The organism is Pseudomonas orientalis, assembly GCF_022807995.1.
Classification (GTDB): Bacteria; Pseudomonadota; Gammaproteobacteria; order Pseudomonadales; family Pseudomonadaceae; genus Aquipseudomonas; species Aquipseudomonas orientalis_B.
The window spans coordinates 1,699,070-1,723,619 of sequence record NZ_CP094351.1 but is presented as its reverse complement, the minus strand read 5'-3'; the positions used below and the strand labels follow the sequence as shown (position 1 = coordinate 1,723,619).

Annotated in this window: 22 protein-coding genes and 1 pseudogene; 12 read left to right on the top strand and 11 right to left on the bottom strand. The window is 58.5% G+C overall.

All coding sequences use genetic code 11. The features are described 5' to 3' along the window. Nucleotides 1-68 precede the first annotated feature (68 nt). Both MRY17_RS07625 and MRY17_RS07620 read left to right on the top strand, forming a co-directional pair. Nucleotides 69-833 (top strand): LuxR family transcriptional regulator, encoded by a 765-nt coding sequence (locus MRY17_RS07625; protein WP_124357591.1) that lies wholly within the window; start codon nucleotides 69-71, stop codon nucleotides 831-833. Between the two features lie 92 nt (nucleotides 834-925). After that, nucleotides 926-1,858, top strand: a complete 933-nt coding sequence (locus MRY17_RS07620; RefSeq protein WP_181285486.1) for a proline iminopeptidase-family hydrolase — start codon at nucleotides 926-928, stop codon at nucleotides 1,856-1,858. Between the two features lie 158 nt (nucleotides 1,859-2,016). Here the strand turns inward: MRY17_RS07620 and MRY17_RS07615 are convergent, their stop codons facing one another. After that, nucleotides 2,017-3,519 (bottom strand): nucleobase:cation symporter-2 family protein, encoded by a 1,503-nt coding sequence (locus MRY17_RS07615; protein ID WP_191955189.1) that lies wholly within the window; start codon nucleotides 3,517-3,519, stop codon nucleotides 2,017-2,019. A gap of 157 nt (nucleotides 3,520-3,676) precedes the next feature. On the opposite strand from MRY17_RS07615, the gene MRY17_RS07610 reads away from it, so the two are divergent. Then, complete coding sequence (locus MRY17_RS07610) at nucleotides 3,677-4,510, top strand: nucleoside-binding protein (RefSeq protein WP_191952985.1); 834 nt, start codon at nucleotides 3,677-3,679, stop codon at nucleotides 4,508-4,510. A gap of 129 nt (nucleotides 4,511-4,639) precedes the next feature. On the opposite strand, the gene punC is transcribed toward MRY17_RS07610, so the two are convergent. Next, nucleotides 4,640-5,818: a purine nucleoside transporter PunC gene (gene punC, locus MRY17_RS07605; RefSeq protein WP_243353528.1), complete on the bottom strand. Its 1,179-nt coding sequence runs from the start codon at nucleotides 5,816-5,818 to the stop codon at nucleotides 4,640-4,642. A 122-nt stretch (nucleotides 5,819-5,940) separates the two neighbouring features. Between punC and punR the strand changes: the two genes are divergently transcribed. Beyond that, on the top strand, nucleotides 5,941-6,849 hold the full coding sequence (gene punR / locus MRY17_RS07600; RefSeq protein ID WP_243353527.1) for a DNA-binding transcriptional activator PunR: 909 nt from the start codon (nucleotides 5,941-5,943) through the stop codon (nucleotides 6,847-6,849). 118 nt (nucleotides 6,850-6,967) lie between these two features. Here the strand turns inward: punR and MRY17_RS07595 are convergent, their stop codons facing one another. Beyond that, complete coding sequence (locus MRY17_RS07595; RefSeq protein WP_243353526.1) at nucleotides 6,968-8,137, bottom strand: aspartate aminotransferase family protein; 1,170 nt, start codon at nucleotides 8,135-8,137, stop codon at nucleotides 6,968-6,970. A 102-nt stretch (nucleotides 8,138-8,239) separates the two neighbouring features. Here MRY17_RS07595 and MRY17_RS07590 point away from each other — a divergent pair, with 102 nt between their 5' ends. Further along, nucleotides 8,240-9,145 (top strand): LysR family transcriptional regulator, encoded by a 906-nt coding sequence (locus tag MRY17_RS07590; protein WP_243353525.1) that lies wholly within the window; start codon nucleotides 8,240-8,242, stop codon nucleotides 9,143-9,145. On the opposite strand, the pseudogene MRY17_RS07585 reads toward MRY17_RS07590, so the two are convergent. Continuing rightward, nucleotides 9,142-9,765, bottom strand: a pseudogene (locus MRY17_RS07585) (HAD family hydrolase). The gene MRY17_RS07590 and the pseudogene MRY17_RS07585 sit on opposite strands and share 4 nt — an antisense overlap. A 207-nt stretch (nucleotides 9,766-9,972) precedes the next feature. Here MRY17_RS07585 and MRY17_RS07580 point away from each other — a divergent pair. Then, nucleotides 9,973-11,169 (top strand): CyaA/EF/ExoY family adenylyl cyclase toxin, encoded by a 1,197-nt coding sequence (locus tag MRY17_RS07580; protein WP_243353524.1) that lies wholly within the window; start codon nucleotides 9,973-9,975, stop codon nucleotides 11,167-11,169. Between the two features lie 62 nt (nucleotides 11,170-11,231). On the opposite strand, the gene fabV is transcribed toward MRY17_RS07580, so the two are convergent. Further along, nucleotides 11,232-12,437: an enoyl-ACP reductase FabV gene (gene fabV / locus MRY17_RS07575; protein WP_191951359.1), complete on the bottom strand. Its 1,206-nt coding sequence runs from the start codon at nucleotides 12,435-12,437 to the stop codon at nucleotides 11,232-11,234. Between the two features lie 274 nt (nucleotides 12,438-12,711). On the opposite strand from fabV, the gene MRY17_RS07570 reads away from it, so the two are divergent. From MRY17_RS07570 to MRY17_RS07555, 4 genes are all read left to right on the top strand, one after another. Next, nucleotides 12,712-13,536: an aspartyl/asparaginyl beta-hydroxylase domain-containing protein gene (locus MRY17_RS07570; RefSeq protein WP_191951360.1), complete on the top strand. Its 825-nt coding sequence runs from the start codon at nucleotides 12,712-12,714 to the stop codon at nucleotides 13,534-13,536. 149 nt (nucleotides 13,537-13,685) lie between these two features. Then, nucleotides 13,686-15,059 (top strand): nucleotide 5'-monophosphate nucleosidase PpnN, encoded by a 1,374-nt coding sequence (ppnN, locus tag MRY17_RS07565; RefSeq protein WP_181283326.1) that lies wholly within the window; start codon nucleotides 13,686-13,688, stop codon nucleotides 15,057-15,059. 168 nt (nucleotides 15,060-15,227) lie between these two features. Beyond that, nucleotides 15,228-15,485 carry an AbrB/MazE/SpoVT family DNA-binding domain-containing protein gene (locus MRY17_RS07560; protein WP_191951361.1) on the top strand — a complete coding sequence of 86 codons (258 nt, stop codon included), beginning with the start codon at nucleotides 15,228-15,230 and terminating at the stop codon, nucleotides 15,483-15,485. After that, nucleotides 15,482-15,877 carry a PIN domain-containing protein gene (locus MRY17_RS07555; protein ID WP_191951362.1) on the top strand — a complete coding sequence of 132 codons (396 nt, stop codon included), beginning with the start codon at nucleotides 15,482-15,484 and terminating at the stop codon, nucleotides 15,875-15,877. The genes MRY17_RS07560 and MRY17_RS07555 overlap by 4 nt, the downstream gene beginning before the upstream one ends. A 128-nt stretch (nucleotides 15,878-16,005) precedes the next feature. Here MRY17_RS07555 and MRY17_RS07550 read toward each other — a convergent pair whose 3' ends face one another. Together MRY17_RS07550 and MRY17_RS07545 are read right to left on the bottom strand one after the other, a co-directional pair. Next, the gene (locus tag MRY17_RS07550) at nucleotides 16,006-16,335 is read right to left on the bottom strand and encodes a YXWGXW repeat-containing protein (RefSeq protein ID WP_057722944.1); all 330 of its coding nucleotides are present in this window, start codon (nucleotides 16,333-16,335) and stop codon (nucleotides 16,006-16,008) included. 131 nt (nucleotides 16,336-16,466) lie between these two features. Continuing rightward, a complete protein-coding gene (locus MRY17_RS07545; RefSeq protein ID WP_191951363.1) occupies nucleotides 16,467-17,366 on the bottom strand; it encodes a DMT family transporter in 900 nt (299 codons plus the stop codon). Between the two features lie 97 nt (nucleotides 17,367-17,463). Here MRY17_RS07545 and MRY17_RS07540 point away from each other — a divergent pair, with 97 nt between their 5' ends. Beyond that, nucleotides 17,464-18,300, top strand: coding sequence for a LysR family transcriptional regulator (locus MRY17_RS07540; RefSeq protein ID WP_191951364.1), 837 nt, complete (start codon nucleotides 17,464-17,466; stop codon nucleotides 18,298-18,300). A 62-nt stretch (nucleotides 18,301-18,362) separates the two neighbouring features. Here the strand turns inward: MRY17_RS07540 and mqo are convergent, their stop codons facing one another. Continuing rightward, nucleotides 18,363-20,009 carry a malate dehydrogenase (quinone) gene (gene mqo, locus MRY17_RS07535; RefSeq protein ID WP_122484449.1) on the bottom strand — a complete coding sequence of 549 codons (1,647 nt, stop codon included), beginning with the start codon at nucleotides 20,007-20,009 and terminating at the stop codon, nucleotides 18,363-18,365. 425 nt (nucleotides 20,010-20,434) lie between these two features. On the opposite strand from mqo, the gene MRY17_RS07530 reads away from it, so the two are divergent. Then, the gene (locus MRY17_RS07530; RefSeq protein WP_191951365.1) at nucleotides 20,435-21,622 is read left to right on the top strand and encodes an MFS transporter; all 1,188 of its coding nucleotides are present in this window, start codon (nucleotides 20,435-20,437) and stop codon (nucleotides 21,620-21,622) included. A gap of 281 nt (nucleotides 21,623-21,903) precedes the next feature. Here the strand turns inward: MRY17_RS07530 and MRY17_RS07525 are convergent, their stop codons facing one another. The 3 genes from MRY17_RS07525 to MRY17_RS07515 form a co-directional block, all read right to left on the bottom strand. Continuing rightward, the gene (locus MRY17_RS07525) at nucleotides 21,904-22,122 is read right to left on the bottom strand and encodes a hypothetical protein (RefSeq protein WP_122462306.1); all 219 of its coding nucleotides are present in this window, start codon (nucleotides 22,120-22,122) and stop codon (nucleotides 21,904-21,906) included. 146 nt (nucleotides 22,123-22,268) lie between these two features. Then, on the bottom strand, nucleotides 22,269-22,634 hold the full coding sequence (locus MRY17_RS07520) for a DUF6124 family protein (protein ID WP_243353523.1): 366 nt from the start codon (nucleotides 22,632-22,634) through the stop codon (nucleotides 22,269-22,271). Nucleotides 22,635-22,807: 173 nt separating this feature from the next. Then, nucleotides 22,808-24,316 (bottom strand): AAA family ATPase, encoded by a 1,509-nt coding sequence (locus MRY17_RS07515; protein WP_243353522.1) that lies wholly within the window; start codon nucleotides 24,314-24,316, stop codon nucleotides 22,808-22,810. Between the last annotated feature and the right edge of the window lie 234 nt (nucleotides 24,317-24,550).

The following is a 24,550-nucleotide window of genomic DNA, read 5'->3' as shown; positions in this document are numbered from 1 at the left end:
TCCTTCGCCGGGGCGTGGCATTCTACTTGCAGCAAGTCGAGATTCAAATGAATTCGGGAGCAGAACGGATGCTGGCCAAGCTAACTGCCTTCAATAATCGTCTGATGCCGGGCAGGAGCCTGGACGAGCAGATGGACAATACGTTTATCCTCGCCCAACAGTTGGGCTTCGATGCGCTGGTGTACGACTACACGCCGGTGCCCATCGACCTCAATGGCGCGTTGATCACGCCCTCGGTGCTGGAACTGCGCAACACGCCGGCCGACTGGCACGCCTTGTGGTGCAGCGAAGGGTTCTACCAGATCGACCCGGTGCAGCACTTGGCCTTGCGCAGCGTGTCGCCGTTTGTCTGGTCGTATGAGCCAAAGGCCGAGACTGCACTGCAAACGATCATCGACCCCTGCCATGCCCCCGTTTCGTCCTATCTGCATGAACAACAGTTGACCTGCGGCGTCAGCGTGCCGATCCACCTGCCCCGTGGCGGCTTCGCCTCTTTGACCGGGCTGCGCACCGGTAAGGCGAGCACGGTATTGAAAGAGGCGCAGCACACCTTGTCGGACTTCAGCGTGATCGGCCACGCGTTGCAGGAGGCGGCTTATCCTTTGTTCAACAAGGCGTTGCGCACCTACCCGCATATCCACCTGACCAAACGCGAGCGCGAGTGCCTGAAATGGGCAGCCGAGGGCTTGACGGCCGCCGAAATAGCCACGCAATTGACCCGTTCGCTGGCGGTGGTCACGCTGCATTTGGCATCGGCCATGCACAAACTGGGCGCCAAGAACCGCGTGCAGGCGGTGGTGCGCGCCACGCATTACCGCTTGCTCGACGATTGATCCTTACGCAAAACCTAGCTGTTTTGCTAGTTACCTAAACGTCGCGTGCAGATTATCGTAGCCCTGATCCTTTTTTCAGAGCAGGGTACGAAATGGAATTCATCGACAAAGTCCGCGAAGGCTACGCCCCCTTCGGCGCCTATCAGACGTGGTATCGCATCACCGGTGAGCTGGCCACAGGCCGCACCCCGTTGGTGATCCTCCATGGCGGCCCCGGCTGCACCCACGATTACGTCGACGCGTTCAAGGACGTGGCCGCCAGCGGCCATGCGGTGATTCACTACGACCAGTTGGGCAACGGTCGCTCAACGCACCTGCCGGAAAAACCGGCTTCGTTCTGGACCGTCGAGCTGTTCCTCAATGAGTTGAACAACCTGCTCGACCACCTGCAAATCAGCGACAACTACGCGATCCTCGGCCAATCCTGGGGCGGCATGCTCGGCAGCGAACATGCGATTTTACAGCCCAAGGGCCTGCGCGCCTTTATCCCGGCCAACTCACCGACGTGCATGCGCACCTGGGTCAGCGAGGCCAATCGGCTGCGCAAGCTGTTGCCCGAAGGTGTGCATGAAACCTTGCTCAAGCATGAAGCCGCCGGTACCTACCAGGACCCGGAATACCAGGCCGCCTCTCGGGTTTTCTACGACCAGCACGTGTGCCGGGTCAACCCGTGGCCGGAAGAAGTGGCGCGCACCTTCGCCCAGGTCGATGCCGACCCGACGGTGTACCACGCCATGAGCGGCCCCACGGAGTTCCATGTGATCGGCAGCTTGAAGGACTGGAACGTGATCGGTCGCCTGCCTGCGATCAACGTGCCGACCCTGGTGATCTCCGGTCGGCACGACGAGGCTACGCCGCTGGTGGTCAAGCCGTTCCTGGACGAAATCCCGGACGTGCGCTGGGCGCTGTTCGAAGACTCCAGCCACATGCCCCACGTGGAAGAACGCCAGGCGTGCATGGGCACCGTGGTGAAGTTTCTGGATGAGGTGTGCTCAATGCCGCGCAAAGCCCTCAAGGCCGGCTGAATTCCAATGTGGGAGGGGAAGGCTTTTTGTAGGAGCGAGCTTGCTCGCGAAAAACTCACAGGCACCGCGTTCATTCAGGAAGCACGCGTTATCGTTGACGTTTTTCGCGAGCAAGCTCGCTCCTACATACTGGCATCAGGCCTTGCCCCCTCCCACATTCAGACCTCAGTGGTTTCAGGTTTGGCGGTTTTCTTCAAGGTGTCCGCCACCAGTGGAATTTCCTTGCCCTCGGCATCGAACAGCTTCCCGCCCCGGTAGTAATCGCCATCGCGCAACGCCGCCACGTCGCGAAAGCACAAACTGCGCTCAGTCCCCGCCACGAATACCGACTGCTGGTCCGAGTTACCGGCGGTGAAGTGGTTGAACGTCAGGTTGAGCAGAATCGCCATGATCGCCGAAGAGCTGATGCCCGAATGGAAAATCGTCGCGAACCAGCCGGGGAATTGGTCATAGAAGCTGGGCGCGGCGATGGGAATCATGCCGAAACCAATACTCGTGGCGACGATGATCAGGTTCATGTTGTTGCGGTAATCCACCTTGGACAAGGTGCGAATACCGCTGGCCGCCACCGTGCCGAACAACACAATGCCGGCACCGCCAAGCACCGAGGTGGGCACGGCGGCAATCACCCGGCCCATGAACGGCAGCAGGCCAAGCACCACCAGGAACACCCCGCCGGTTGCCACCACAAACCGGCTCTTCACCCCGGTGACCGCTACCAGGCCGACGTTCTGGGCGAACGCACTCTGCGTGAACGAACCGAAGATCGGCGCGAACATGCTCGACAGCATGTCGGCGCGCAGGCCGTTGCCGAGGCGTTTGGAGTCGACTTTGGTGTCGATGATCTCGCCTACCGCCAGAATGTCCGCCGAGGTTTCCACCAGCGTAACCATCACTACGATGCACATGGAAATGATCGCCGCCACATGAAAGGTCGGCATGCCGAAATGGAACGGCGTGGGAAAGCCGAACATAGGCCCCTGGGTCACGCCGGAGAAGTCGGCCATGCCCAGGAACACCGCAATCACCGTGCCGATCACCATCGCCAGCAGAATCGACAGGCGCGAGATGGTTGCGCTGCCGATTTTGCTCAGCAGCAACACCAGCACCAACGTCAGCGCCGCCAGGCCGACATTCGACATGCTGCCGAAATCCGCTGCGCGGCTGTTGCCGCCCATGGCCCAGCGGGCCGCCACGGGCATCAGGGTCAGGCCGATGGTGGTAATCACGATCCCGGTCACCAGCGGCGGGAAAAACTGAGTGATGCGTGAGAACACCGGGGTGATCAACAAGCCAATGAACGACGCGGCCATCACCGCGCCGAGTATCGCCGGCACGCCCCCTGCTCCGTCGCTGCCGACAATCGCCACCATGGTTGCCACGCCTGCGAATGACACGCCCTGCACCAGCGGCAACTGACACCCGAAGAATGGCAGGCCAAGGGTCTGCAGCAGCGTGGCCAGGCCACCGGCAAACAACGACGCGGCGATCAACAGGCCGATATCCGCGGGCGACAACCCGGCCGCCTGGCCGACGATCAAGGGTACGGCAACGATGCCGCCATACATGGTGAGCACATGCTGCAGGCCGTAAGCCATGTTGGCGGCGACGCCCAGATTCTCATCTTCGGGCCGCTGCGGTGACGCCTTCGGGATAGTCATGGTGGGGGATCTCTGTTTTTGTTGTGCGCTCACTGTATGCAATATCAAGACTGTATGTCCATAGAGTTGTATACAATCATTCAGACAAGATACCCTGCTACTGCGTTACAAAAACAATCCGGCCGTCATGAGCCAGAACGCCAAAGGACCTGACAGAATGAAAAAGGCATTGCAGGGCGCAACCGTCGCATTGACCCTCTTCGGCGGCGGGGAGGCTGTCGCGGTGGAATGGATGAACAACAGCCTGGGGTTTCGCTACGGCCAACACTTCACCAACCCGAACAACCCCGACGATTTCAACAAGCGCATCTACAGCTTCACCCACGCCAGCGGCTACCGGTACGGCAGCAATTTTCTGAATCTCGATGTGTTCCTGTCCGACAGCAAAGACCCACGCAAGGGCACCGACCACGGTGGCAGCGAGGTGTACGCGGTATACCGCCATCAGCTCTACGCCTCACGGGTATTCGATGTGCCGCAGGGTTCCGGATTGATCAAGGATTACGCACTGACGCTGGGCTTCGATGCCAACCGCAATAACAACTTCGCTTCCGCCAAGAAGCGCGCATTGGTGATCGGCCCGACCTTGAAGTTCAACACCGTCGGTGTGCTGGACCTGAGCCTGATGTACTACAAGGAAAAGAACCACACCGGCATTCCGGGCGCGAAGAAATCGAACCACACCTTCGACGACACTTATATGCTCAACCTGACCTGGATGCGCCCGTTCGAGATTGCCAACCACGCGGCTAAATTTCAGGGATTCATCAATTACGTGGGGGAGAAAGGCGAGGACTATCATGGCCGTGATACCGCGCCGGAAGCCCTGATGCGCACCGCGTTGATGGTGGCGGTGCGGCCGGGAAAAAGCGTCAAGCCGAACCTGTACCTCGGCGTAGGCTACGAATACTGGCATAACAAGTTTGGCGTGGACGGCGGTCGGGGTAGCCGCACGTCGACGCCGACGTTGAACATGGAAGTATCGTTCTAACTGAATAAACTCAATACACATGTGGGAGGGGGCTTGCCCCCGATTGCGGTGGATCAGTCAATATCTCCTGTGACTGACACACTGCTATCGGGGGCAAGCCCCCTCCCACATTTTGATCGCATTGCCAGCTCAGGCGCTGGACAGTTCGCAAGCATTACCCTTCGGCCGCGCCAGCCAGTAACCCAACACCGCCAGGGGCGCGGTCGCCAGCATCACAATCACTGTGATCAACAGCGGCCGCTCGATCATCGACGACACCAACAGACTGGCAAGAAAGCACAAGCCCAATTGCAGGGTATTTTGCAGTGCCGCCGCCTTGCCGGAATTTTCCGAAAACGGCATCAGTGCATTCGCCACCACGATCGGGTAGCTGGCGCCGTTGCACAGCGCCATCAGGCAGAACGGAATCAGCAAGGTGGTGAGGGTCGGCACTGTCAGGATTGCAACCAGGTACAACGCCACCATGCTCAGGCAATAGAAGGCGAGCAACCACGGTAGCAAGGTTTTGCCCGGCAAGCGCTGCAAGGCGCTGCGGCAACTGTAACCGCCGACGAGAAAGGCCAGGGTCGGCAGCACGTAGCTGAGGCCGATATCATTGGGGCTGTAGCCCATGCCGCCGAGGATGAATGGCGAAGCGGTCAGCCAGGCAAAGAAGCTGGCGGAGCAGGCGGCAAATATCATGACGTTGCCGGTAAATACCCGTGACGTGAGCAGCTGTGCATAGCCCAGGCGCACGGGTTGGTGCGTCTGACGCTTCGGCGCGCTGCGCAGAAACACCGTCGGCAGCAACAGGAGCAGCGACACCCCCAGCAATACACCGAAAATCGCCTGCCAGCCAAAGTGATTCAATACCATCGCACCCAACAAGGGCGCCAGTGCCGGCGACAGCGACATCAGCGGCATGATGCTGGCGAATACGCGGTGAGCCTTGTCCGCCGGGTAGCGGTCAATCACCAGTGCCTGCCAACTCACGGCCGCAGAGCACACGCCGATCGCCTGCATAAAACGCAATGCCCAGAGCTGCGGCGCGGTGTGCACCCAGAACATGCCAAGGCACCCCAGTACAAACAGGCTCAACCCCATGAGCAGGACCGGCTTGCGCCCAAGCCGGTCGGACAACGGCCCCCACAGCAACTGCCCTAGCGCAAAACCGGCAAGGAAGATGCTCAAGCTGGCGCCCACAGCCCCGGCGCCAATCTGCAACTGTTCGCCCATGGCGCCAAACGCCGGCAAGTACATGTCCATGGCGAGATAACCGAGCATGCTCAGCCCCGCCAGATACCAAGTGAAACCAAAAGAATTTTTCATTGAAGCCTTGTCGATCCTGCCATCAAACTATTTGCTGACTGGCGCCCATTATGAAGCTGGCAGTTCTCCTGTGAAGCGATAATAATTGGACAGTCTTATCAATAATTTTGAGGGCAACCGACATGTGGTCCGAATACTCCCTGGATGTGGTCGATGCCGTCGCACGCCACGGCAGTTTCAGCGCCGCCGCTCAGGAATTGCATCGCGTACCGTCGGCCATCAGCTATACGGTGCGCCAGCTGGAAGAGTGGCTGGCGGTGCCGCTGTTCATACGGCGCCACCGTGACGTGGAACTGACGCCCGCCGGCCGGCTGTTTATCGACGAAACCCGTGGCGTGATGAAAAAAATGCTCGGCACCCGCCGCTTGTGCCAGCAGGTGGCCAATGGCTGGAGCGGTCAGTTGAAGGTGGCGGTGGACTCCATCGTCAAGCCGCAGCGCTGTCGGCAACTGGTGCTGGATTTCTATCGGCAGTTTCCGGAAGTGGAACTGCTGCTGGAGTACGAGGTGTACAACGGCGTGTGGGATGCCCTGGCGGACGAGCGTACCGACATCGTGATCGGCGCCACCAGCGCGGTGCCGGTGGCCAGCCATTTCAGCTTTCGCGATATGGGCTTGTTGAACTGGTTGTGCGTGGTCAGCGCCAGGCACCCGCTGGCAACGGTGAGCGGGCTGCTCGGCGATGATCAATTGCGCCCGTTTGCCTCCCTGTGCATGACCGACACCTCACGCAACCTGCCCAAGCGGGACACCTGGACCCTGGATAACCAGCGTCGCCTGGTGGTGCCCAACTGGTCGTCGGCGCTCGATTGCCTGCGCGATGGCTTGTGCGTCGGCATGGCCCCGGCGCATCAGGTGCTGCCGTGGATCGAGCGCGGCGAGCTGGTGGCGTTGCAACTGCACCGCCCCTTCCCGGCCAGCCCGTCCTGCGTGGCCTGGGCGCAGAACAAACTGTCGCCAGCCATGGCCTGGTTGCTGGAGTACCTGGGAGATACCGACACCCTGAACCAGGAGTGGTTGAATGGAATCTGAAAGCAGCACAGAACTCTGTGGGAGGGGGCTTGCCCCCGATAGCGGTGTGTCAGTACCCAATGTGCCGGCTGAACCACTGCTATCGGGGGCAAGCCCCCTCCCACATTTTGATTGCCTTTCAATTCAGCAATCGGGTGATGGCCCGAACGATCATCTCGACTTCCCTGGCATCAAGGGTCAGCGGCGGCAACAGGCGAACGATTTTGCCCCGCGTGACGTTGATCAACAACCCGTGCTCCTGGGCGGCACGTTGGGCAAGGTCGCGATAAGGGCTGGCCAGTTCTATCCCGATCATCAAGCCTTTGCCGCGAATCGCCCGCACTTGCGGGTGCCCATCCAGCTCCACGCGCAAGCGTTCCAGCAAGTGTTCGCCCTGGCGTGCGGCGTTCTGCAACAAGCCTTGCTCATGAATAATATCCAGCACGGTGCAACCGACACGGCACGCCAGCGGGTTGCCGCCGAACGTGCTGCCATGGCTGCCTGGCGTGAACAGTTGCGCGACGCCGCCGCGGGCCAGGCAGGCGCCGATCGGCACGCCGTTGCCAAGCCCTTTGGCCAGGGTCATCACGTCGGGAACAATGCCCTCGTGCTGAAAGGCGAACCAGGCACCGGTGCGGCCAATGCCGGTTTGTATTTCGTCGAGCATCATCAGCCAGCCGTGGCGCGTACAGTGATCGCGCAGGGCTTTCAGATAGCCGGGCGGTGCCGGTAACACACCGCTTTCGCCCTGGATCGGCTCCAGCAGCACGGCGGCGATGCGCGTACCAAACTGTTGGGTGATGCGTTCCAATGCGCCCGGATCGCCAAACCCCACCTTCAGGAAATCCCCCGGCAAGCGTTGAAAACCAAGGCGCACCGATGGCCCGTCACTGGCCGCCATGGTGCCCAGCGTACGCCCGTGGAAAGCGTTCTCCATCACCACTACCAAGGGTTGTTCAATGCCCTTTTTCCAGCCATGCAGCCGTGCCAGTTTCAGCGCCGTCTCATTGGCTTCAGCGCCGGAATTGTTGAAGAACGCGCGGTCCAGCCCGGACAGCTGGGTCAGGCGCCGGGCCAGACGCTGTTGCCAATCGATGCTGTAGAGATTGGAGGTGTGCAGCAGCAGGCCGGCCTGCTCGCTGATGGCCGTCACCAGCCGGGGGTGGGAATGGCCGACATTGGTCACAGCTACGCCGGCCACCGCGTCCAGGTATTCGCGGCCGTGCTGGTCCCACAGGCGCGTGCCCAGACCGCGCGTAAAACTTAAGGCCAAGGGTTGATAAGTGTTCATCAGGCAGGCGGCGGTCATGGTGGCGGGCTCCAATGCATCGTTGTGGTATTGAAGTATCGTTAGCCACCACAGCTGGATAAACTGCGAATTACTGCAATTACTTTTAACCAGGACTTGATAATGGATCTGTTCCAGGCCATGTCGGTGTACGTGAAGGTCGTCGAGACCGGCAGCATGACCGCCGCCGCGCAGGAATGCGGAATGTCGACCACCATGGTCGGTAACCATCTGCGTGCGCTGGAGCAGCGACTGGGCGTCAGCTTGCTCAAACGCACCACGCGCAAACAGAACCTTACGGAGTTTGGCGGGCAGTATTATCAGCGCTGCCTGGAAGTACTGGGACTGGTGGCCGACTCCCAGCTGCTGGCGGAACAGATTCACAGCGAAGCGCCCAAAGGCAGCCTGCGTATCACCGCGCCGCCCGTGTTCGGCACCGAACGCCTTGTGCCGGCCTTGAGTGAGTTTTCCCAGCGCTATCCACTGATCAACCTGTACGTGGTGCTGAGCAATGAGCGAGTGGACCTGGTCGACAGCGGTTTCGACGTGGCGATCCGTCTCGGCGAACTCGAAACCTCCAGCCTGATCGCCAGACCCCTGCAGGCCTATACCCTCACCCTTTGCGCGTCACCTGAGTACCTGGCGCGACGCGGCACGCCGCAGACGCCAGATGAGCTGCAGCAGCACGATTGCCTGGCCTTCGCCTACCCTGCGACCGACAACTGGCGCGACACCGACAAACTGTGGCGCATGACCGGGGATGTAGGCGAGGTGGAGGTTCCGGTGGCCGGCTCATTGACCATCAACAGCTCGCAAGGCTTGCGCCAGGCGGCGGTAAACGGCATGGGCATCGTCATGCTGGCGGATGCCCTGGTGCAGCCGGACCTGGAGAGCGGCAAACTGGTGGCCTTGCTGACCGGCTATAAGCTACCCAGCCGCCCCATGCACCTGCTGTATCGCCAGGACCGTTATCGCCTGCCCAAGCTGCGGGCCTTCGTCGATTTTGTCATGGAGAAGTGGGCGCGCTAGAACGCCACGCCCAGCTCGCGCAAACGCGCGGCGGTACGTTCGGCCGACACATGGTGAATACCCTGCCAGCCAAGGGCGACGGCCGCGTCGACATTGCCAGCGACATCATCGATGAACACCACTTCACCCGCTTGGATATCCGGCAGATGGGCACGGATTTGAGCGAAACTGGCCTGGTAGATCGCCGGGTCCGGCTTGATCAGTTTCAATTGGCCCGAGACGACGATATCGCAGAAAAGCTGCAGAAACGGATAGTGCTTGCGGGCATAGGGAAAGGTTTGCGCCGACCAGTTGGTCAGCCCGAACAACGGCATATTCGCTTGATGCAACGCGGTGAGAATCGCGACCCCTTCCGGCAACGCGCCACGCAACATCTCGTGCCAGCGCGCGTAATAAGCCTCGATCAAGGTCTGGTGGTCGGGGTGTTGGGCAATCAGGCTGCGGGTAGCCTCAGCCAGGGTTCGGCCCGCATCCTGCTCGGTGTTCCAGGCCTGGGTACAGATGTTATCGAGAAACCATTGCCGCTCCTGCTCGTCGGCAATGAGCTTGCGATACAGATGCTGCGGGCTCTAGTCAAATAACACGCCACCGAAATCAAACACTACCGCACGGATCGTCATGGTTTGCTCCCGTCTGCAAGATGCAGTCAGGCAGTCTGGCATGTTCATGAACCGCAGCAGAAGGTAAGCAAGAGTAGGATCGGTCTGAAAAATCGCCACGCCTCCCCGCCAAGGGCCAATCTCTCTTAATGTCAGCCCTATCAAGGAGAACTGTGACTGAACGGAATCACCCAACACTGCCGCAAGACGTGACATAGAGGTATTCCAATGAAAACCACGATTCTCAGTGTTACATCACCTTCTTCATCCAGCCTGGAAGCCTTGCAACGCAACCAGTCCCGTTTCGACAACCGCGTTGCCGGGGATGCCGGCAACCTACCGCCCGACCTGCTCGAGCGGGTAAAAGAGCAAACAGGAATAGTGTCGAGCCACCTTGAACCCTTGCAACGGATCGCGGTAACCACCAACTCCATCATTGGCATACGCCCGGTAGAGTCCGTGGCTACCGGGCTGATAGAAGCCGGTCATCCCACCAAGGACTTCCACATCAAGGGCAAAAGTGCCAACTGGGGGCCGCAGGCCGGTCTGATCTGTACCGACCAGGCCCTCAGCAAGCTGGAGAGCGCGCCGGAAGAAAAAGTCGCCAAGGCCAACGCGCAGATCCTGGATTGCGTCGAGCAACGCCATGCAGTCCCGATCCCGCTGAAACTCTCGCGCCATCGCCTCGATGAGCTGGTGAACCTGGGTCATATCACTGATCTGTCCGCTAAAGGTGCGGACGGCACGGTGCAATTGAGCGCCCGAGGGCCGAGCGGGCAACGCTACACATTTCAAGCCCGCCCTGGATCGCCTGCCGACGACACCTATCTCATCACCCATCAGGGCAAGCCAGTGGAAGTATTGGCCAAGCAGGCAGAGGGCAAGCCTTTGACCGCCGATTACGATCTGCACATGGTCGCGCCGCACCTGAGCGACTTCGGGCCCCAGGATAAGCTCCCCGTACCGGATGTCGCTCACAGCGTGTTCAAGGAACGAGTCAATCGATACAGGCAGGTTCCGCAAGAACTGCGCGCAGACTTTGCAAGCGCGGCCAGTTTCTACCAGAAAGAGCATCCCCATCTCGGCAATGCCACGTCACGACTGGAACAGATGATAGGCATCATCAACCAGAAACTGGTCGGTGACGCAGAAAGGGTGGTTCACCACAATGCGGATTCAGGCAGCCCAGCCACGGAGGTAACCGCGAACTACCCGGCAACATTTTTCCTGCCAGCGAAACTGGGCAGATTCGACGAAATCTGCATCATCCATGACAGCAAGGAAATGGCCGAGCTGATAAAGACCGCCAAAGACAGCGGTTATCATGTGCCGCTCAATCCTCTTTGGGAGAAGGAGCTGGTGAATATCCGGCGATCAGACTTCACCGAGGCAAAACATAACTTGTCTAAATCCAGATATGCCTGATATCCGTAGCAACAAGCGGCGGCCTGATAAGCGAGTTATCGAGGCCGCCACCGTTACATCATTTACGCCTGCACCAGACCGTTGATCTTGACGGTCGGGTTCACGTCCGCGTCGTAGTCCACGCCATCGATCTCGAAACCGAACAAGCGCAGGAACTCAGCCTTGTAGCCGGCAAAATCACTGATCTCGTTGACGTTGTCGTCGGTGACCTGGTTCCACAGCGCCGCCACGGCGTCCTGAACCTTTGGCTCCAGCTCGGCCAGATCGGCACGCAGGCGACCGTCGGCATCCAGCTTTGGCTCGCTGCCGTAGAGGCTGTCCTTGAACAGGCCATAAACCTGCTCGATGCAGCCTTCGTGAGTGCCCTGCTCTTTCATCACCTTGAACAGCAGCGACAGGTACAGCGGCATGATCGGGATTGCCGAGCTGGCCTGGGTCACCACCGCCTTGAGTACCGACACACGGGCGTCGCCCTTGAGCGCAGCCAGGTTGGCGCGCAGGGTCAGGACTTTTTTGTCCAGGTCTTTCTTGGCTTCGCCGATGGAGCCATTCCAGTAGATGTCCTGGGTCAGCTTCTCACCGAGATAAGTGAACGCGGTGGTCTTGGCGCCTTCGGCCAGTACATCGGCGTCACGCAGGGCGTCGATCCACAGTTGCCAGTCTTCGCCGCCCATCACTTTGACGGTGCCGTCGATTTCTTCCTGGGTCGCGGGCTCCAAAGTAGTGTCGACTACCACGCCCTTGTCGGTGTTGATACCGCGCAGGGTCACGGCCTTGCCGATCGGCTTGAGGGTGGAGGTGTGCACCACGCCTTGCGGGTCGGTACGGCGTGGCGCGGCCAGGCTGTAGACCACCAGGTCGATCTTGCCCAGGTCTTTCTTGATGGTTTCAATGGTCAGGCGCTTGATCTCGTCGGAGAACGCGTCGCCATTAATGCTCTTGGCGTACAGGCCCTTTTCCACGGCAAACTTCTCGAACGCCGCGCTGTTGTACCAGCCGGCGGAGCTCAGTTTGCCATCTTCGCCTTCTTTCTCAAAAAACACGCCCAGGGTGTCGGCGCCGCAGCCAAACGCAGCACTGATGCGCGCGGCCAGGCCGTAGCCGGTGGAAGCACCGAGGACCAGCACCTTCTTGGGGCCGCCTTCGATGGTGCCTTTTTTTGATACGTAGCTGGTTACGTAGTCGATCTGTTCTCGGACGTTCGCTTCACAGCCAACAGGGTGAGCGGTCACACAGATAAAGCCACGAACCCGCGGTTTGATGATCATAAAAATTCTGCCTCTTCCAAGGTGCCGAAGGCCAATGGTGGCCATTCAACTTCAATCGTACCGGTCTATGACGCCCGAAAATCCGAAGCGTCACGATAGTCGCAAATCTTCCGTTCTCAAAATTCAATCCACGCGACACCGGGCTTCTCCGGCAACGGTTACAAAATTTGAGACGGTTTAACAATTTCGCTTCATTTAAAAACGCTCGTGGGCGCGATAAAGCCTTATCATGACGATATTGTTTCATTATGTTTCAGGTTTGGAGCCAGGTTCCATGAGCAAAAATGCGGTTGGCAAAAAGCTGATATCCCTCGTCTGGGTGATCGGCGTTCTGCTGTTTATGGACGTTTTTCCACACATCAGCCTGGTGTTCCTGCTGCTGGTGCTGTTTTGCGGCATTTATGACTTCTTGCGCAATGGCCTGTACGACCGCGACACCATCAAGAAATATTTTGTCGGCAACGGTCGCAACACCTGGATCCTGGCGCCGTTCAACACTCTGTTCGACCTGCTGAGCAGGCGCAACCGACATGTCTACACGATGCAAGACCTGCCTCCCGCCTGGCGCGAGGACTTGCAACAGGTGATCGACGACGCCATGGCCCGCAAGGAAGAAATCATCGATTACCTGGACGCGCGCATGGCCGAGAAGAAACGCGGCATGTTGTTTTTCCAGTGGTACGGCCGCCCCATCGAAACCGCCCTGGACATCCCGCAGCTGCGCAAGAAGCTGCCATTTGTGAAGACCATTGGCGTGTCGGTGTTCAACGAGAACCGCTCGACGTCGTTCCACTTCGGCCCCCTGCGCATGATGTTCCGCGTGCTCTACAACATGGCGCCGGCGCCGCACCATGAAGGCGTGTATATCCAGGTGGGCAAGCACAAGCACTACTGGCACGACGACCCGCTGTTTATCTTCGATGACACGCTGATGCATGCGTCTTTCAACAAGAACGATGCGAAACGTTACTGCCTGTTCATTGATATCGTGCGGCCAACCCTGCTGCCCTCGGTGCTTAACGCCGTAATCGCGGGCTTTGCCGGCCTGGTGTTTACCCTGCGTCGGGTTTTCTACAAAAACTGGAAGCTGATCCAGTAAGTTCTGCGGCATGATGGTGCTGGACGGTATTTGCGCTCGGCCTTGCGCCTGAGGTAAATAACCGTCTCGTGCGACCGTATACGGCGCCCATCATTCTCAAGCCACCGCGCCTGTCGTGGATGCGGTGGCTGTGCTTTCAAGGAATCAGAATGCCCCAACGTCAAGTCATCAATGCCTCCGTCAGCCCCAAGGGCAGCCTCGAAACCCTGTCCCAACGTGAAGTCCAGCAACTGAGTGAAGCCGGCAGCGGCAGCGTCTACGCCCTGTTTCGCCAGTGCGCCCTGGCGATCCTCAACACTGGCGCGCATATCGACAACGCCAAGACCATCCTCGACGCCTACAAGGATTTCGAAGTACGCATCCACCAGCAGGACCGCGGCGTGCGCCTGGAGCTGCTCAACGCCCCGGCCGATGCCTTCGTCGATGGCGAGATGATCGCCAGCACCCGCGAAATGCTGTTCAGCGCCTTGCGCGACATCGTCTACACCGAAAACGAGCTGGACAGCCAGCGCATCGACCTGAGCAACTCCCAGGGCATCACTGACTACGTATTCCACCTGTTGCGCAACGCCCGTACGCTGCGCGCGGGTGTCGAGCCGAAGATCGTGGTGTGCTGGGGTGGCCACTCCATCAACACCGAAGAATACAAATACACCAAGAAAGTCGGGCACGAACTCGGCCTGCGCAGTCTCGATGTCTGCACCGGCTGCGGCCCCGGCGTCATGAAAGGGCCGATGAAAGGCGCGACCATTTCCCACGCCAAACAACGCATCACCGGCGGCCGCTACCTGGGCCTGACCGAGCCGGGCATCATTGCCGCCGAAGCGCCCAACCCGATCGTCAACGAGCTGGTGATCCTGCCGGACATCGAGAAACGCCTGGAAGCCTTCGTGCGTGTCGGCCACGGCATCATCATCTTCCCCGGCGGCGCCGGCACCGCCGAAGAGTTCCTCTACCTGCTGGGCATCCTGATGCACCCGGACAACCGCGACCTGCCGTTCCCGGTGGTGCTCACCGGGCCCAGACATGCGGCCCCTTACCTGGAACAACTGCATGCGTTCGTCGGCGCTACCCTCGGCGAAGCGGCGCAGAAGCACTACCAGATCATCATCGACGACCCGGCCGAAGTCGCGCGCCAGATGACTCTGGGCCTCAAGGCTGTGAAGCAGTTCCGTCGCGAACGCAACGACGCGTTCCACTTCAACTGGCTATTGAAGATCGACGAAGGTTTCCAGCGCCCCTTCGATCCAACCCACGAAAACATGGCCAGCCTGCAACTGAGTCATGCGCTGCCGCCCCATGAACTGGCGGCGAACCTGCGTCGCGCGTTCTCCGGAATTGTGGCAGGTAACGTCAAGGAAAACGGTATTCGCCTGATTGAAGAAAACGGCCCGTACGAGATTCACGGCGACCCGGCGATCATGAAACCGTTGGACGAGCTGCTCAAAGCGTTTGTCGCCCAGCATCGCATGAAGCTGCCGGGCGGCGCGGCGTATGTGCCGTGCTATCGCGTGGTGCAGTGAGCCGGCGCGATCGGTCATAGTTTGTATCGGTTTGGCGCGGGGCCAAAGGTGTGGAGACCGCGAGTCCGGACTAGGGTTTGAGTACCGACTCACCCCACCTGCGAGCAACCTATGGACCAACGGATATTGTCCTCCATCATTCCTTACCCTAAGGTAAGGAATATCACGATGGAGATCTTCACTATGGCAACCGCAACACTGACTTCAAAAGGACAAATCACTATCCCTGTCCAGGTCAGGACAGCCCTCGGCCTGGAAACAGGCGACCGGGTGGAATTCGTTGAAATGGAAGACGGCAAGTTTTCCATGATCGCCGCGAGTAAAACCGTCACCGACCTCAAGGGACTGATCAGCAAGCCGGCCAATGCGGTGTCCATCGAGGACATGAACCAGGCCATCGCGACCCAGGGAGCAAAAGCCGGATGATCGGCCTGGATACCAACGTGCTGGTGCGCTACGTCACCCAGGACGAGCCCGTGCAATCAGCCAAGGCGTCCAGACTGATCGAATCACTCACCGCCGCGTCACCGGGCTTTGTCAGCCTGGTGACCGTTGTGGAATTGGTGTGGGTATTGCAGTCCTGCTACCAGTCGGCCAAAAGCGATGTGGTGATGGTGCTGGAAACCCTGTTGCACACTCGCGAGCTCACGGTTGAGCACGCCGATATCATCTGGCAGGCACTGCGCAAGTTCATTGCGAACAAGGCAGACTTTGCCGATTGCCTGATCGAACGCTGCGCCCACGCGGCGGGTTGCGAATACACCGCCACCTTCGACCTGAATGCGGTCAAGGCGACGGGTATGAAACGGATCGGCTAGGCCGTCTTTTGCAGGAGCGAGCTTGCTCGCGAAAAACGCCAACGATTACGCGAACATTCAGGTAGCACGCGGCGCCTGTGGTTTTTTCGCGAGCAAGCTCGCTCCTACAAACGGGAGAGGCCACTCGGTCAGCGAACCCAGCCACCGACCTGCCAGTGAAACCCGTCATTGCGCTGTACCCAATGCGGGTGCACATAGCGATAACCCTCGCGCACCGGCTCCCAATGGCCGTGTACCGCCACATAGCGTCCGCCTTGCCAGCGCCAGTAACCGCGTGACCAGATATAACCGTCGCGCGCCGCCGGCTCGACTTCGATCACTTGCACCGGCGGCGGTTGGGGTGCCACGACTTCCACATACTCACGCTGCACCGGTCGACGTTCATGTACGACACGCTCTTGCACACATCCGGAAGCCGCGACGACTACCGCCGCCATTGCTGCATAACGTAGCAACATACAAACCCCTCGGGCGTCATCGCCCTGCACCTGTATCAGAAAGAAATCCCCCGTGTTCCAGCCAGGCTTCCTGCTTGGGCATGGTTTATTTTTAACAGGAGATGTCTGTCAGATGGCTGAACCCACAGGCCTCAGGATGTACACGCGACGGTCGGTCGCTTCAGGCGCAATAAAGCCAGCCCGGCAATGACCACGGCAATGCCGGCATAGGTCGAGGCATGGATCCTGTCGCCGAACATCAGCGCTGCCCAAACCAGGGTGACCGGGGGCTCCAGGTAGACCAACGCTGCAACCTGGGTAGCCGTCATGACACGCAACAGCCGCCACAGGCTCAAGTAAGCGGCAAAGGTGGAAAACACCGTCAACCACACAATCGAAACCAGTACGTCGGTGTCATGGGGAATGCTCAAGGTGTCGGTGTAAAGCACAGCGGCGGTGAAGCCGATCAGGCTCAGCAGCGATTGGATAAACAGCGGTATGAGCAAGCCGACGCTCTGGTTCTGCACCGAACGGCGTTCGTACAGAGTCGCCAACGTCAGCCCCAGCGCCGACACCAGGGGCAGCCCATACATGACCAGGCTTACCTCGGTTGCGCTATTGCTGTACTGCCCGGCGATCACAACCGCCACGCCGGCAAAGCTGACCACGAGCCCCACCCATTGCCAACCGCCGCTGCGCTCGGTGGCGCTGCCCGTCGACAATGCCGCAGTCATCAACGGCTGCAACGCCGCAATGATCGCCGCAATGCCAGGCGGCAGACCGTTCTGAATCGCCACATAGAGGCAACTCAGGTACAGAAACTGCGACAGGCAACCGACCACGGCGTAATGGCGGATCTGCGCCCATGAAACCTTCAACAACCTGACGTTCAGGAACAGCCCCAGGCACAGCGATACCAACAGGAAACGCCAGAACAGCAGGTTGAACGCACCGCCGTCTTGGGTGCCAAGCTTGGCGCCGATATAGCCCGAACTCCATGACAGGACGAACGCCACTTGCAACAGCAGCAATCCCAGGGTTGATCGCTTCATGCAGCCTCCAGCCTGTGTAGTTGACGCCAAGGCTAGGGACAGGAGACTCTTCTGTATATTTGAATAACCTGCATCACCAATCCGAAAAAACCAAACCATGGCCAAACAACTGAATATCGATCTACTGCGCACCTTTCACGCCGTCGCGCGCTTTGGCCGCTTCAACGAAGCGGCCGAGCATGTGCACCGCAGCGCTTCCACCGTGACCACGCAGATTCAGAAACTGGAAGACCAGGTCGGCCAGCGCCTGTTCAGCCGCAGCAACCAGGGCGTGGACCTGACGCTGTACGGCCGAAAACTGCTGGGCGAAACCACCGAATTTCTCAAAAGCCATGACCGCCTGCTGATCTCGCTGATGCCCCAGCGCATGCAGGGCAAGATCCGCCTGGGCGTGCCCGACACCTACGCGCCCGCCTTCATCCAGGCATTTGTGCCACGCCTGATTGCTGACAACCCGCTGCTGGAGCTGGAAATCGAAGCGCGCACCAGTGGCGAACTGTTGAATCTGTTCACGGCCAACCAACTGGACCTGGCCATTACCGTCAGCGCTCAGCCGCTGGCACAGGGTGAGCGCTTGGGCACCGTGCAACCGCTGTGGGTGGCCGCCGAGCCGTTCAGTTACCCGCCAAACGCGCCGCTGCCCATCACAGTACCCATCGCCGGTTGCCCGTATCGGGCCGCAGCGTTACAGACGCTGAAGGATCACGGGATTTACCATCGAGTGCTGCTGGAAAGTCCCAACTCGTCGGCGGTAGAGGCGTGCGTGCGCAGCGGCGTGGCCGTGGGCCTGATGGAGGAGAGCCGCATGGGCCAAGGGCTGAGACACATGACCGAGCTGCCGGCCCTCCCCGCCCAGCATCTGTATCTGCTGTGCGATACCGCTAATGCACTGGCCCTGCATTTGTACGAGCAAGTCAGGCACTTCAGGGTCTGAACGCCGCGCACAAAAAAGCCCGCTGACCGTCACCGGTTCAGCGGGCTTTTTCTATACGTTGCTTACAGCGCCAGGTCAGACGCCGGCTTGCTCGGCTCAGCCGCAGGCTTGGCAGCCTCGGTGGCCTGTGGAGCCGCCAGTTGCGGGATCGCTGGCGGCGGGGTCAGTTGCAGCACACCGGCCGTGTAGGCCCATTCCTTGGCAACCGCTTCAGGGCTGTCGTTCAACTTGGTGCCGTAGCTTGGCACGATCTGGTGCAGTTTTTCCTGCCAGGCCGGGCTTGCTACCTTGTCCTTGAAGACTTTCTGCAGCACGGTCAGCATGATCGGAGCCGCGGTCGACGCGCCTGGCGATGCACCCAGCAGGCCGGCAATGGAGTTGTCGGCGGAGCTGACCACTTCGGTACCCAGCTTCAGGACGCCGCCCTGCTCTTCGTCACGCTTGATGATCTGCACGCGCTGACCGGCTTGCCACAGGCGCCAGTCGGACTGCTTGGCGTTCGGGAAGTACTCCTGCAGCGCCTTGAAGCGGTCGTCATCGGACAGCATCAGTTGGCCGGCGAGGTACTCGACCAGTGGGTATTCACGAATACCGACTTTGGTCATGGGCCAGATGTTGTGGGTGGTGGTGCTGGTCAGCAGGTCCAGATACGAGCCTTCCTTGAGGAACTTGGTCGAGAAGGTGGCGAATGGGCCAAACAGAATCACGCGCTTGCCATCCAGCACGCGAGTGTCCAGGTGCGGAACCGACATCGGTGGCGAACCCACCGAAGCCTTGCCGTAGGCCTTGGCCAGGTGCTGCTCGGCGACCGTTGGGTTGTCGGTCACCAGGAACGAACCGCCCACCGGGAAGCCGGCGTATTCCTTGGCTTCAGGAATGCCCGACTTTTGCAGCAGGTGCAGGGCACCGCCGCCGGCGCCGATGAACACGAACTTGGCGTCGGTTTCAGTCTTGGTGCCGTCCTTGAGGTTTTTGTAGCTCACACGCCACGAACCGTCGTCGTTGCGGGTGATGTCCTGCACTTCGCTCGACAGTTTCAGGTCGAACTTCGGCGTGGTTTGCAGGTGAGCCACGAACTGGCGGGTGATCTCGCCAAAGTTCACGTCGGTGCCGATCGGGCTCCAGGTGGCCGCGATTTTCTGGTTGGGATCACGCCCTTCCATCATCAGCGGCACCCACTTGGCGATCTGCGCCGGGTCTTCGGAGTACTGCATGCCGGCGAACAGCGGGCTCGCCTTCAGCGCTTCATAACGTTTTTTCAGGAACTTGATGTTGTCATCGCCCCACACAAAGCTCATGTGCGGAGTGGAGTTGATGAACGAACGCGGGTTCTTCAACACGCCCTGCTGGACCTGCCAGGACCAGAACTGGCGGGAGATCTGGAACGCTTCGTTGATCTCGACCGCTTTAGGGATCTCAACGTTGCCGTTCTTGTCTTCCGGGGTGTAGTTCAGCTCGGCCAGAGCCGAGTGACCGGTACCGGCGTTGTTCCAGCCGTTGGAGCTTTCTTCGGCCACGCCATCGAGGCGTTCGACCATCTCCATCGACCAGTCCGGTTCCAGCTCATTGAGCCAGACACCCAGGGTCGCACTCATGATGCCGCCGCCGATCAGCAGCACATCGACTTTCTTTGCCTCTTCCGCGTGAACGGACGTGATCCCCATCGACAAAGCCAGCCCCAGCAGGGCAGTGTTTACTTTTTTAAACATCAGTAGCACCTATGATAAAACGCCATCCGCCCTGCCGCCCCTGATTGTTCAAGGCTGCAGGGTGGGCACACAAGGCCGATGGATCGACCTCACTGTTATGTCCCTTCTGCGCTGACTTCTTATCATTATTGGCTTCAGCTACCTGGGCGACAGCCAACCGCTGGGACGTATACGGGTGTACGCACCAAGGAAAGCCTAGCTCAAGACGGCGCGCAGAATATCACGCCAAACAGCGTTTATGCGCCGTTTAGCCAATTGACACCGCTAAATCACGGCTTTTATCGCGCCAGTGTCAAGACTGCCAGCCGCGACCTGGGGTCACAGGCCCGGAACTCTCGTGCCCGAGGCTGTTCTAGACACCTTCACAGTCGCCTGCGTAGCATCGGCGACTGTCTTTCGTGCACCTCATCCAAACAGAGCGATCCATGTCTATCCAGCAAACACCCGGGCACCTGCTGCCCGCGCGCAGTGCCGCCAAAATGGAAGCGGCGATGGCCGTGGGCGCATTCGCCATCGGCACCGGCGAATTCGCCATTATGGGCCTGATGCCCGACATCGCGCAGAACCTGGGCTTGAGCGAACCCCAAGTCGGCCACGCCATCAGCGCCTACGCCCTGGGCGTAATGGTCGGCGCCCCGCTGCTGGCCATCCTCGGCGCCAAGCTGCTGCGCAAACACATGCTGCTGTTGCTCATGGGCCTCTACGCCTTGGGCAACTTCGCCACCGCCTTCACCCCCACCTTCGGCTCGCTGGTGGCCTTCCGCTTTATCAGCGGCCTGCCCCACGGCGCCTACTTCGGCATCGCCGCCGTGGTCGCCTCCAGCATGGTGCCCACCGACAAACGCGCCGGCGCCGTGGCCCGCGTCATGATGGGCCTGACCCTGGCCATGCTGCTCGGCAACCCCATCGCCACCTTCCTCGGCCAACACCTGGGCTGGCGCTCAGCCTTCGCATTGGTCAGCGTGATCGCCCTGCTCACCATCGCCCTGGTCTGGCAATTCGTGCCCCATCGCCATGACGAACAACGCAGCGACCCGCGCAAGGAACTGCGCGCCTTCACCAAACCCCAGGTGTGGATGGCCCTGTCCATCGGCGCGATTGGTTTTGCCGGCATGTTCTGCGTGTTCAGCTACCTGGCGCCGACCATGCTGGAAGTGACCAAAGTGTCGCCGCAGTGGATTCCGTTTGGCCTCGCCGCATTTGGCGCGGGCGGCATCATCGGCAACATCGCCGGAGGCAAGCTGTTTGATCGCCTGCAGTTTCGGGCGGTGGGTTGGATCATGGTGTGGTCGATGGCCGTACTGATTTTCTTCACCTTCGCTGCCAGCTCACTGTGGAGCGTACTGCTGGGCATCGGCCTGGTCGGCACCATGATCGCCATGGCCGCGCCGCTGCAAATCCGCCTGATGGACATCGCCCACGAAGCCCCAAGCCTCGCGGCGGCTTCCAACCACGCAGCGTTCAACCTGGCGAACGCGCTGGGCCCTTGGCTTGGCGGCATGGCGATTACGGCCGGGCTCGGCTGGACCAGCACCGGCTACATCGGCGCCGTAACGGCGCTCATCGGCCTGGGCCTCTACCTCATCGCACGCCGCATGAAAGGCGGCAACTAACACCACAAGTCTTGCGCCGATCATAGATCCAATGTGGGAGGGGGCTTGCCCCCGATAGCAACAGGTCAGTCACCACCCCAATGACTGACCCACCCCCCATCAATCATCATGCAACACCCCGCCCCATACTCCCCGCCCGCTGCCACCAGAATTCATCTTGGCAGCTTTGCCGGGGCTATGGTCACCAAACGCCTGACCACTGAGAATCAAACTGTGGGAGGGGGCTTGCTCCCGATAGCAATGGGTCAGTCAACACACCACTGCCTGCCCTCACCACCCCATCAGTCATCATGCAACAACCCCGAACCATACTCCCCATAACTACTCCCCAACCCACTGCCTCCAAAATTCATCTTGGCGGCTTTGCTGGGGCTGTGGTCCCCAAACGCCTGGCATCCGCCTGAAAAACACGGGTCACTGCTCACGGCTGATGAAGATGAACAAGCGCTCAACAGCAACGTGCCGGTAATCATTGCGACTTTGACGAGGTTTGAGATCATGGTTTCAGTTCCCTATGGGCTGGAGGCGCTGGGGTCCTCTCTTGCAGGGGATCGTAGACCTCAACGGCGCAGAGAATTATGAAACTTTGCGGGGGGACAGCATGAGTTCAGGTTGCCGCCTTGAGGTAAGGCGGCAGGGTGGGTTGTCAGGCTTTAACTGAGGCAGCTACAGGCGCAACCTGCTCCTGGGCTCGGCCAACAAGCAGCGAGCTCAGCTCGATCAACTGCTGAATGCCCAGGGCGACGGCGCGCTGGGAGTCGTCGAGGTCGAACGCCAGGGTGGCGGCCATTTCGTTGGCGGATGCGAGGTTCTCGGCGGCGTTGGCCAGGAGGGTTTCGGGGTCGATGGTTGGGTTGACGAGGAAGAGGTTGTTGCTTGAGTGTTCGACGGGCGCAACGTCGTCGGATGGCGGCAAGTGATGGTTGATTGCGCGCTGTGCTGCGGCTTGAGGCTTGGCATCGACGGACGATGCAGTTTGATCAAGTGAAGAACTGCGTGTGTTGTTGTGCATGGGCGAAGCTCCAAATATTCATGGGAGTTAAAACGCCTTAGCAGTTCGGACTTCCACCTCCGGCCGCTGGGTTTGCAACGGCTTGAAGAGGTTAGCTACAAATAGTCTGACGAGCAAGCCTATAATGGTGTGGGAGAGTTCCTAGAAATGTCGGGAACTCACCCGACACTATCTTAATTAAAAATAGGTCCAAGAAGCTTTTGCAACTCTCCATTATTGGAATATTTAAAGCTCACATACTCAGAAAATATCGTTCGCTTCACATGAAGCTCGTCCAACCCTGTTTTAGACGTAACTACACGTACAATATGCGCCAAACGGTCCTTAGCACGATCCCGGACATTAACTTTAACCAAAAGCTTATATCCCGCAGAGGAACATATTGACTTAATATTTAGCTTATGACCACTAAACAAATTATTCACACGACTCAACAAAGCCAAATCACGAGGGGCATAAACCTCCAACATTTCAACAACACCAACTTCAGGAGTGCACGGCAGATAATCCAAATTATCCTTAGCGCTCTCAAAAAGATCCAGAGCTTTTCTATTGTTACTAGCTTTATAATCTCTCAAACTTTCCGTTTTGACATCTTCATCCAACAAAGCAAACCGTTTAACATGCTCCGGAAAAATAGTTGCTGCCGATTTAAGCATTTCTAGCACCTGTATAAAACCTCCGACAGGTACGACTTTATACAAAGGGCGCCCAGGCCTCCTCGCTTGAACGATACCTAGGTACATATCACACATGAGATCCAATAAAATCTGAGCATGTTTATCTTCTACATAAAAGATAAAGTCAGTACCATACTCCTCATCAAATGCAATTTCACCGAGAACTTGCGCTGGGTATGCATAATTCTGGACATCTACAACCCCGAAAGAGTCGGGCTTTAAAAATATCAAATTCTTCCTATTGATATTCTTTATCAGCGTCGCAGAATGCGTAGAAAACAATACAGTTAACTTCCGCTCCTTGGCTATTAAAATAACCTGCTGTAGCAACTTAACTTGTGCTAAAGGATGCAACGCCATTTCAACTTCATCTATCAATAGCAAACTACCAATCGCCGCCGTAGTGATTTTTTTTGCTAGCTTAAATACACACAGCTCACCTAAGCTGAAATTTTTTTCGGAGCAGTACATACGTTTCCCACGTACAGTGAAGGGCACTAAATAAGCATCACTTCCTGCACCTCTCCTAGTATTCACATAACACAAGCGCTGCCACTTTTCATCGCCTAAAACTTCTGAAAGAAAGTCTCTAATAGGTTTTTTTGCGGCGTGATGCTTAACATCCTTGATTTCGTCGGGAAACGGCTCAATTCTAGCCCCATTAGCCTCTACATAATCGACAGCACTAAAAGGAAACTTCTTCAACAAGCCAGCATTACTTCTAGGCGTAGCTCGCCATCGTTGACCACCGTACTTGTACGTAACCTTTTGACCATTGATAGCATACTCAATTCTTGCATCAGAAAAAGAGTCAACCTGATCTAATGACGAATTATTCCTATAGTATTTTTGGAACGCGTTTTGAGCCCCTAAACGATACAGAGCCCCAAACAGACTAGTTTTTCCAGACCCATTTAAACCAGTAACAACCCAAACACCAGGGTCGGGAATTACAAACTCTAAGCTTGTGATACTTTTCACATTATTGAGAGTGACTTTCATGTTTTACAAATCCCTGTGTAATAAAGAGCAAATGATATTCAAATGCCATCACCACGTCCAGCGATTAAGTCACTTGGAGAACAGTCAGGCATATCAATATCAGATCACGCTACCCAATTTTGAGTTTCCAGAAGAAAAGCAGACAACTCACTTCCTTAAATTCCTAACGACGAGCTGTTGATTCAACCCAGAGCTTCACGGTGTAAGATGCCCCGCAACCTTCCACCATCGAGG

Coding starts and splice junctions, on each gene's coding strand:
- MRY17_RS07625 (WP_124357591.1), top strand. CDS start 69: ATGCTGGCCAAGCTAACTGCCTTCAATAATCGTCTGATGCCGGGCAGG.
- MRY17_RS07620 (WP_181285486.1), top strand. CDS start 926: ATGGAATTCATCGACAAAGTCCGCGAAGGCTACGCCCCCTTCGGCGCC.
- MRY17_RS07615 (WP_191955189.1), bottom strand. CDS start 3,519: ATGACTATCCCGAAGGCGTCACCGCAGCGGCCCGAAGATGAGAATCTG.
- MRY17_RS07610 (WP_191952985.1), top strand. CDS start 3,677: ATGAAAAAGGCATTGCAGGGCGCAACCGTCGCATTGACCCTCTTCGGC.
- punC (WP_243353528.1), bottom strand. CDS start 5,818: ATGAAAAATTCTTTTGGTTTCACTTGGTATCTGGCGGGGCTGAGCATG.
- punR (WP_243353527.1), top strand. CDS start 5,941: ATGTGGTCCGAATACTCCCTGGATGTGGTCGATGCCGTCGCACGCCAC.
- MRY17_RS07595 (WP_243353526.1), bottom strand. CDS start 8,137: ATGACCGCCGCCTGCCTGATGAACACTTATCAACCCTTGGCCTTAAGT.
- MRY17_RS07590 (WP_243353525.1), top strand. CDS start 8,240: ATGGATCTGTTCCAGGCCATGTCGGTGTACGTGAAGGTCGTCGAGACC.
- MRY17_RS07580 (WP_243353524.1), top strand. CDS start 9,973: ATGAAAACCACGATTCTCAGTGTTACATCACCTTCTTCATCCAGCCTG.
- fabV (WP_191951359.1), bottom strand. CDS start 12,437: ATGATCATCAAACCGCGGGTTCGTGGCTTTATCTGTGTGACCGCTCAC.
- MRY17_RS07570 (WP_191951360.1), top strand. CDS start 12,712: ATGAGCAAAAATGCGGTTGGCAAAAAGCTGATATCCCTCGTCTGGGTG.
- ppnN (WP_181283326.1), top strand. CDS start 13,686: ATGCCCCAACGTCAAGTCATCAATGCCTCCGTCAGCCCCAAGGGCAGC.
- MRY17_RS07560 (WP_191951361.1), top strand. CDS start 15,228: ATGGAGATCTTCACTATGGCAACCGCAACACTGACTTCAAAAGGACAA.
- MRY17_RS07555 (WP_191951362.1), top strand. CDS start 15,482: ATGATCGGCCTGGATACCAACGTGCTGGTGCGCTACGTCACCCAGGAC.
- MRY17_RS07550 (WP_057722944.1), bottom strand. CDS start 16,335: ATGTTGCTACGTTATGCAGCAATGGCGGCGGTAGTCGTCGCGGCTTCC.
- MRY17_RS07545 (WP_191951363.1), bottom strand. CDS start 17,366: ATGAAGCGATCAACCCTGGGATTGCTGCTGTTGCAAGTGGCGTTCGTC.
- MRY17_RS07540 (WP_191951364.1), top strand. CDS start 17,464: ATGGCCAAACAACTGAATATCGATCTACTGCGCACCTTTCACGCCGTC.
- mqo (WP_122484449.1), bottom strand. CDS start 20,009: ATGTTTAAAAAAGTAAACACTGCCCTGCTGGGGCTGGCTTTGTCGATG.
- MRY17_RS07530 (WP_191951365.1), top strand. CDS start 20,435: ATGTCTATCCAGCAAACACCCGGGCACCTGCTGCCCGCGCGCAGTGCC.
- MRY17_RS07525 (WP_122462306.1), bottom strand. CDS start 22,122: ATGATCTCAAACCTCGTCAAAGTCGCAATGATTACCGGCACGTTGCTG.
- MRY17_RS07520 (WP_243353523.1), bottom strand. CDS start 22,634: ATGCACAACAACACACGCAGTTCTTCACTTGATCAAACTGCATCGTCC.
- MRY17_RS07515 (WP_243353522.1), bottom strand. CDS start 24,316: ATGAAAGTCACTCTCAATAATGTGAAAAGTATCACAAGCTTAGAGTTT.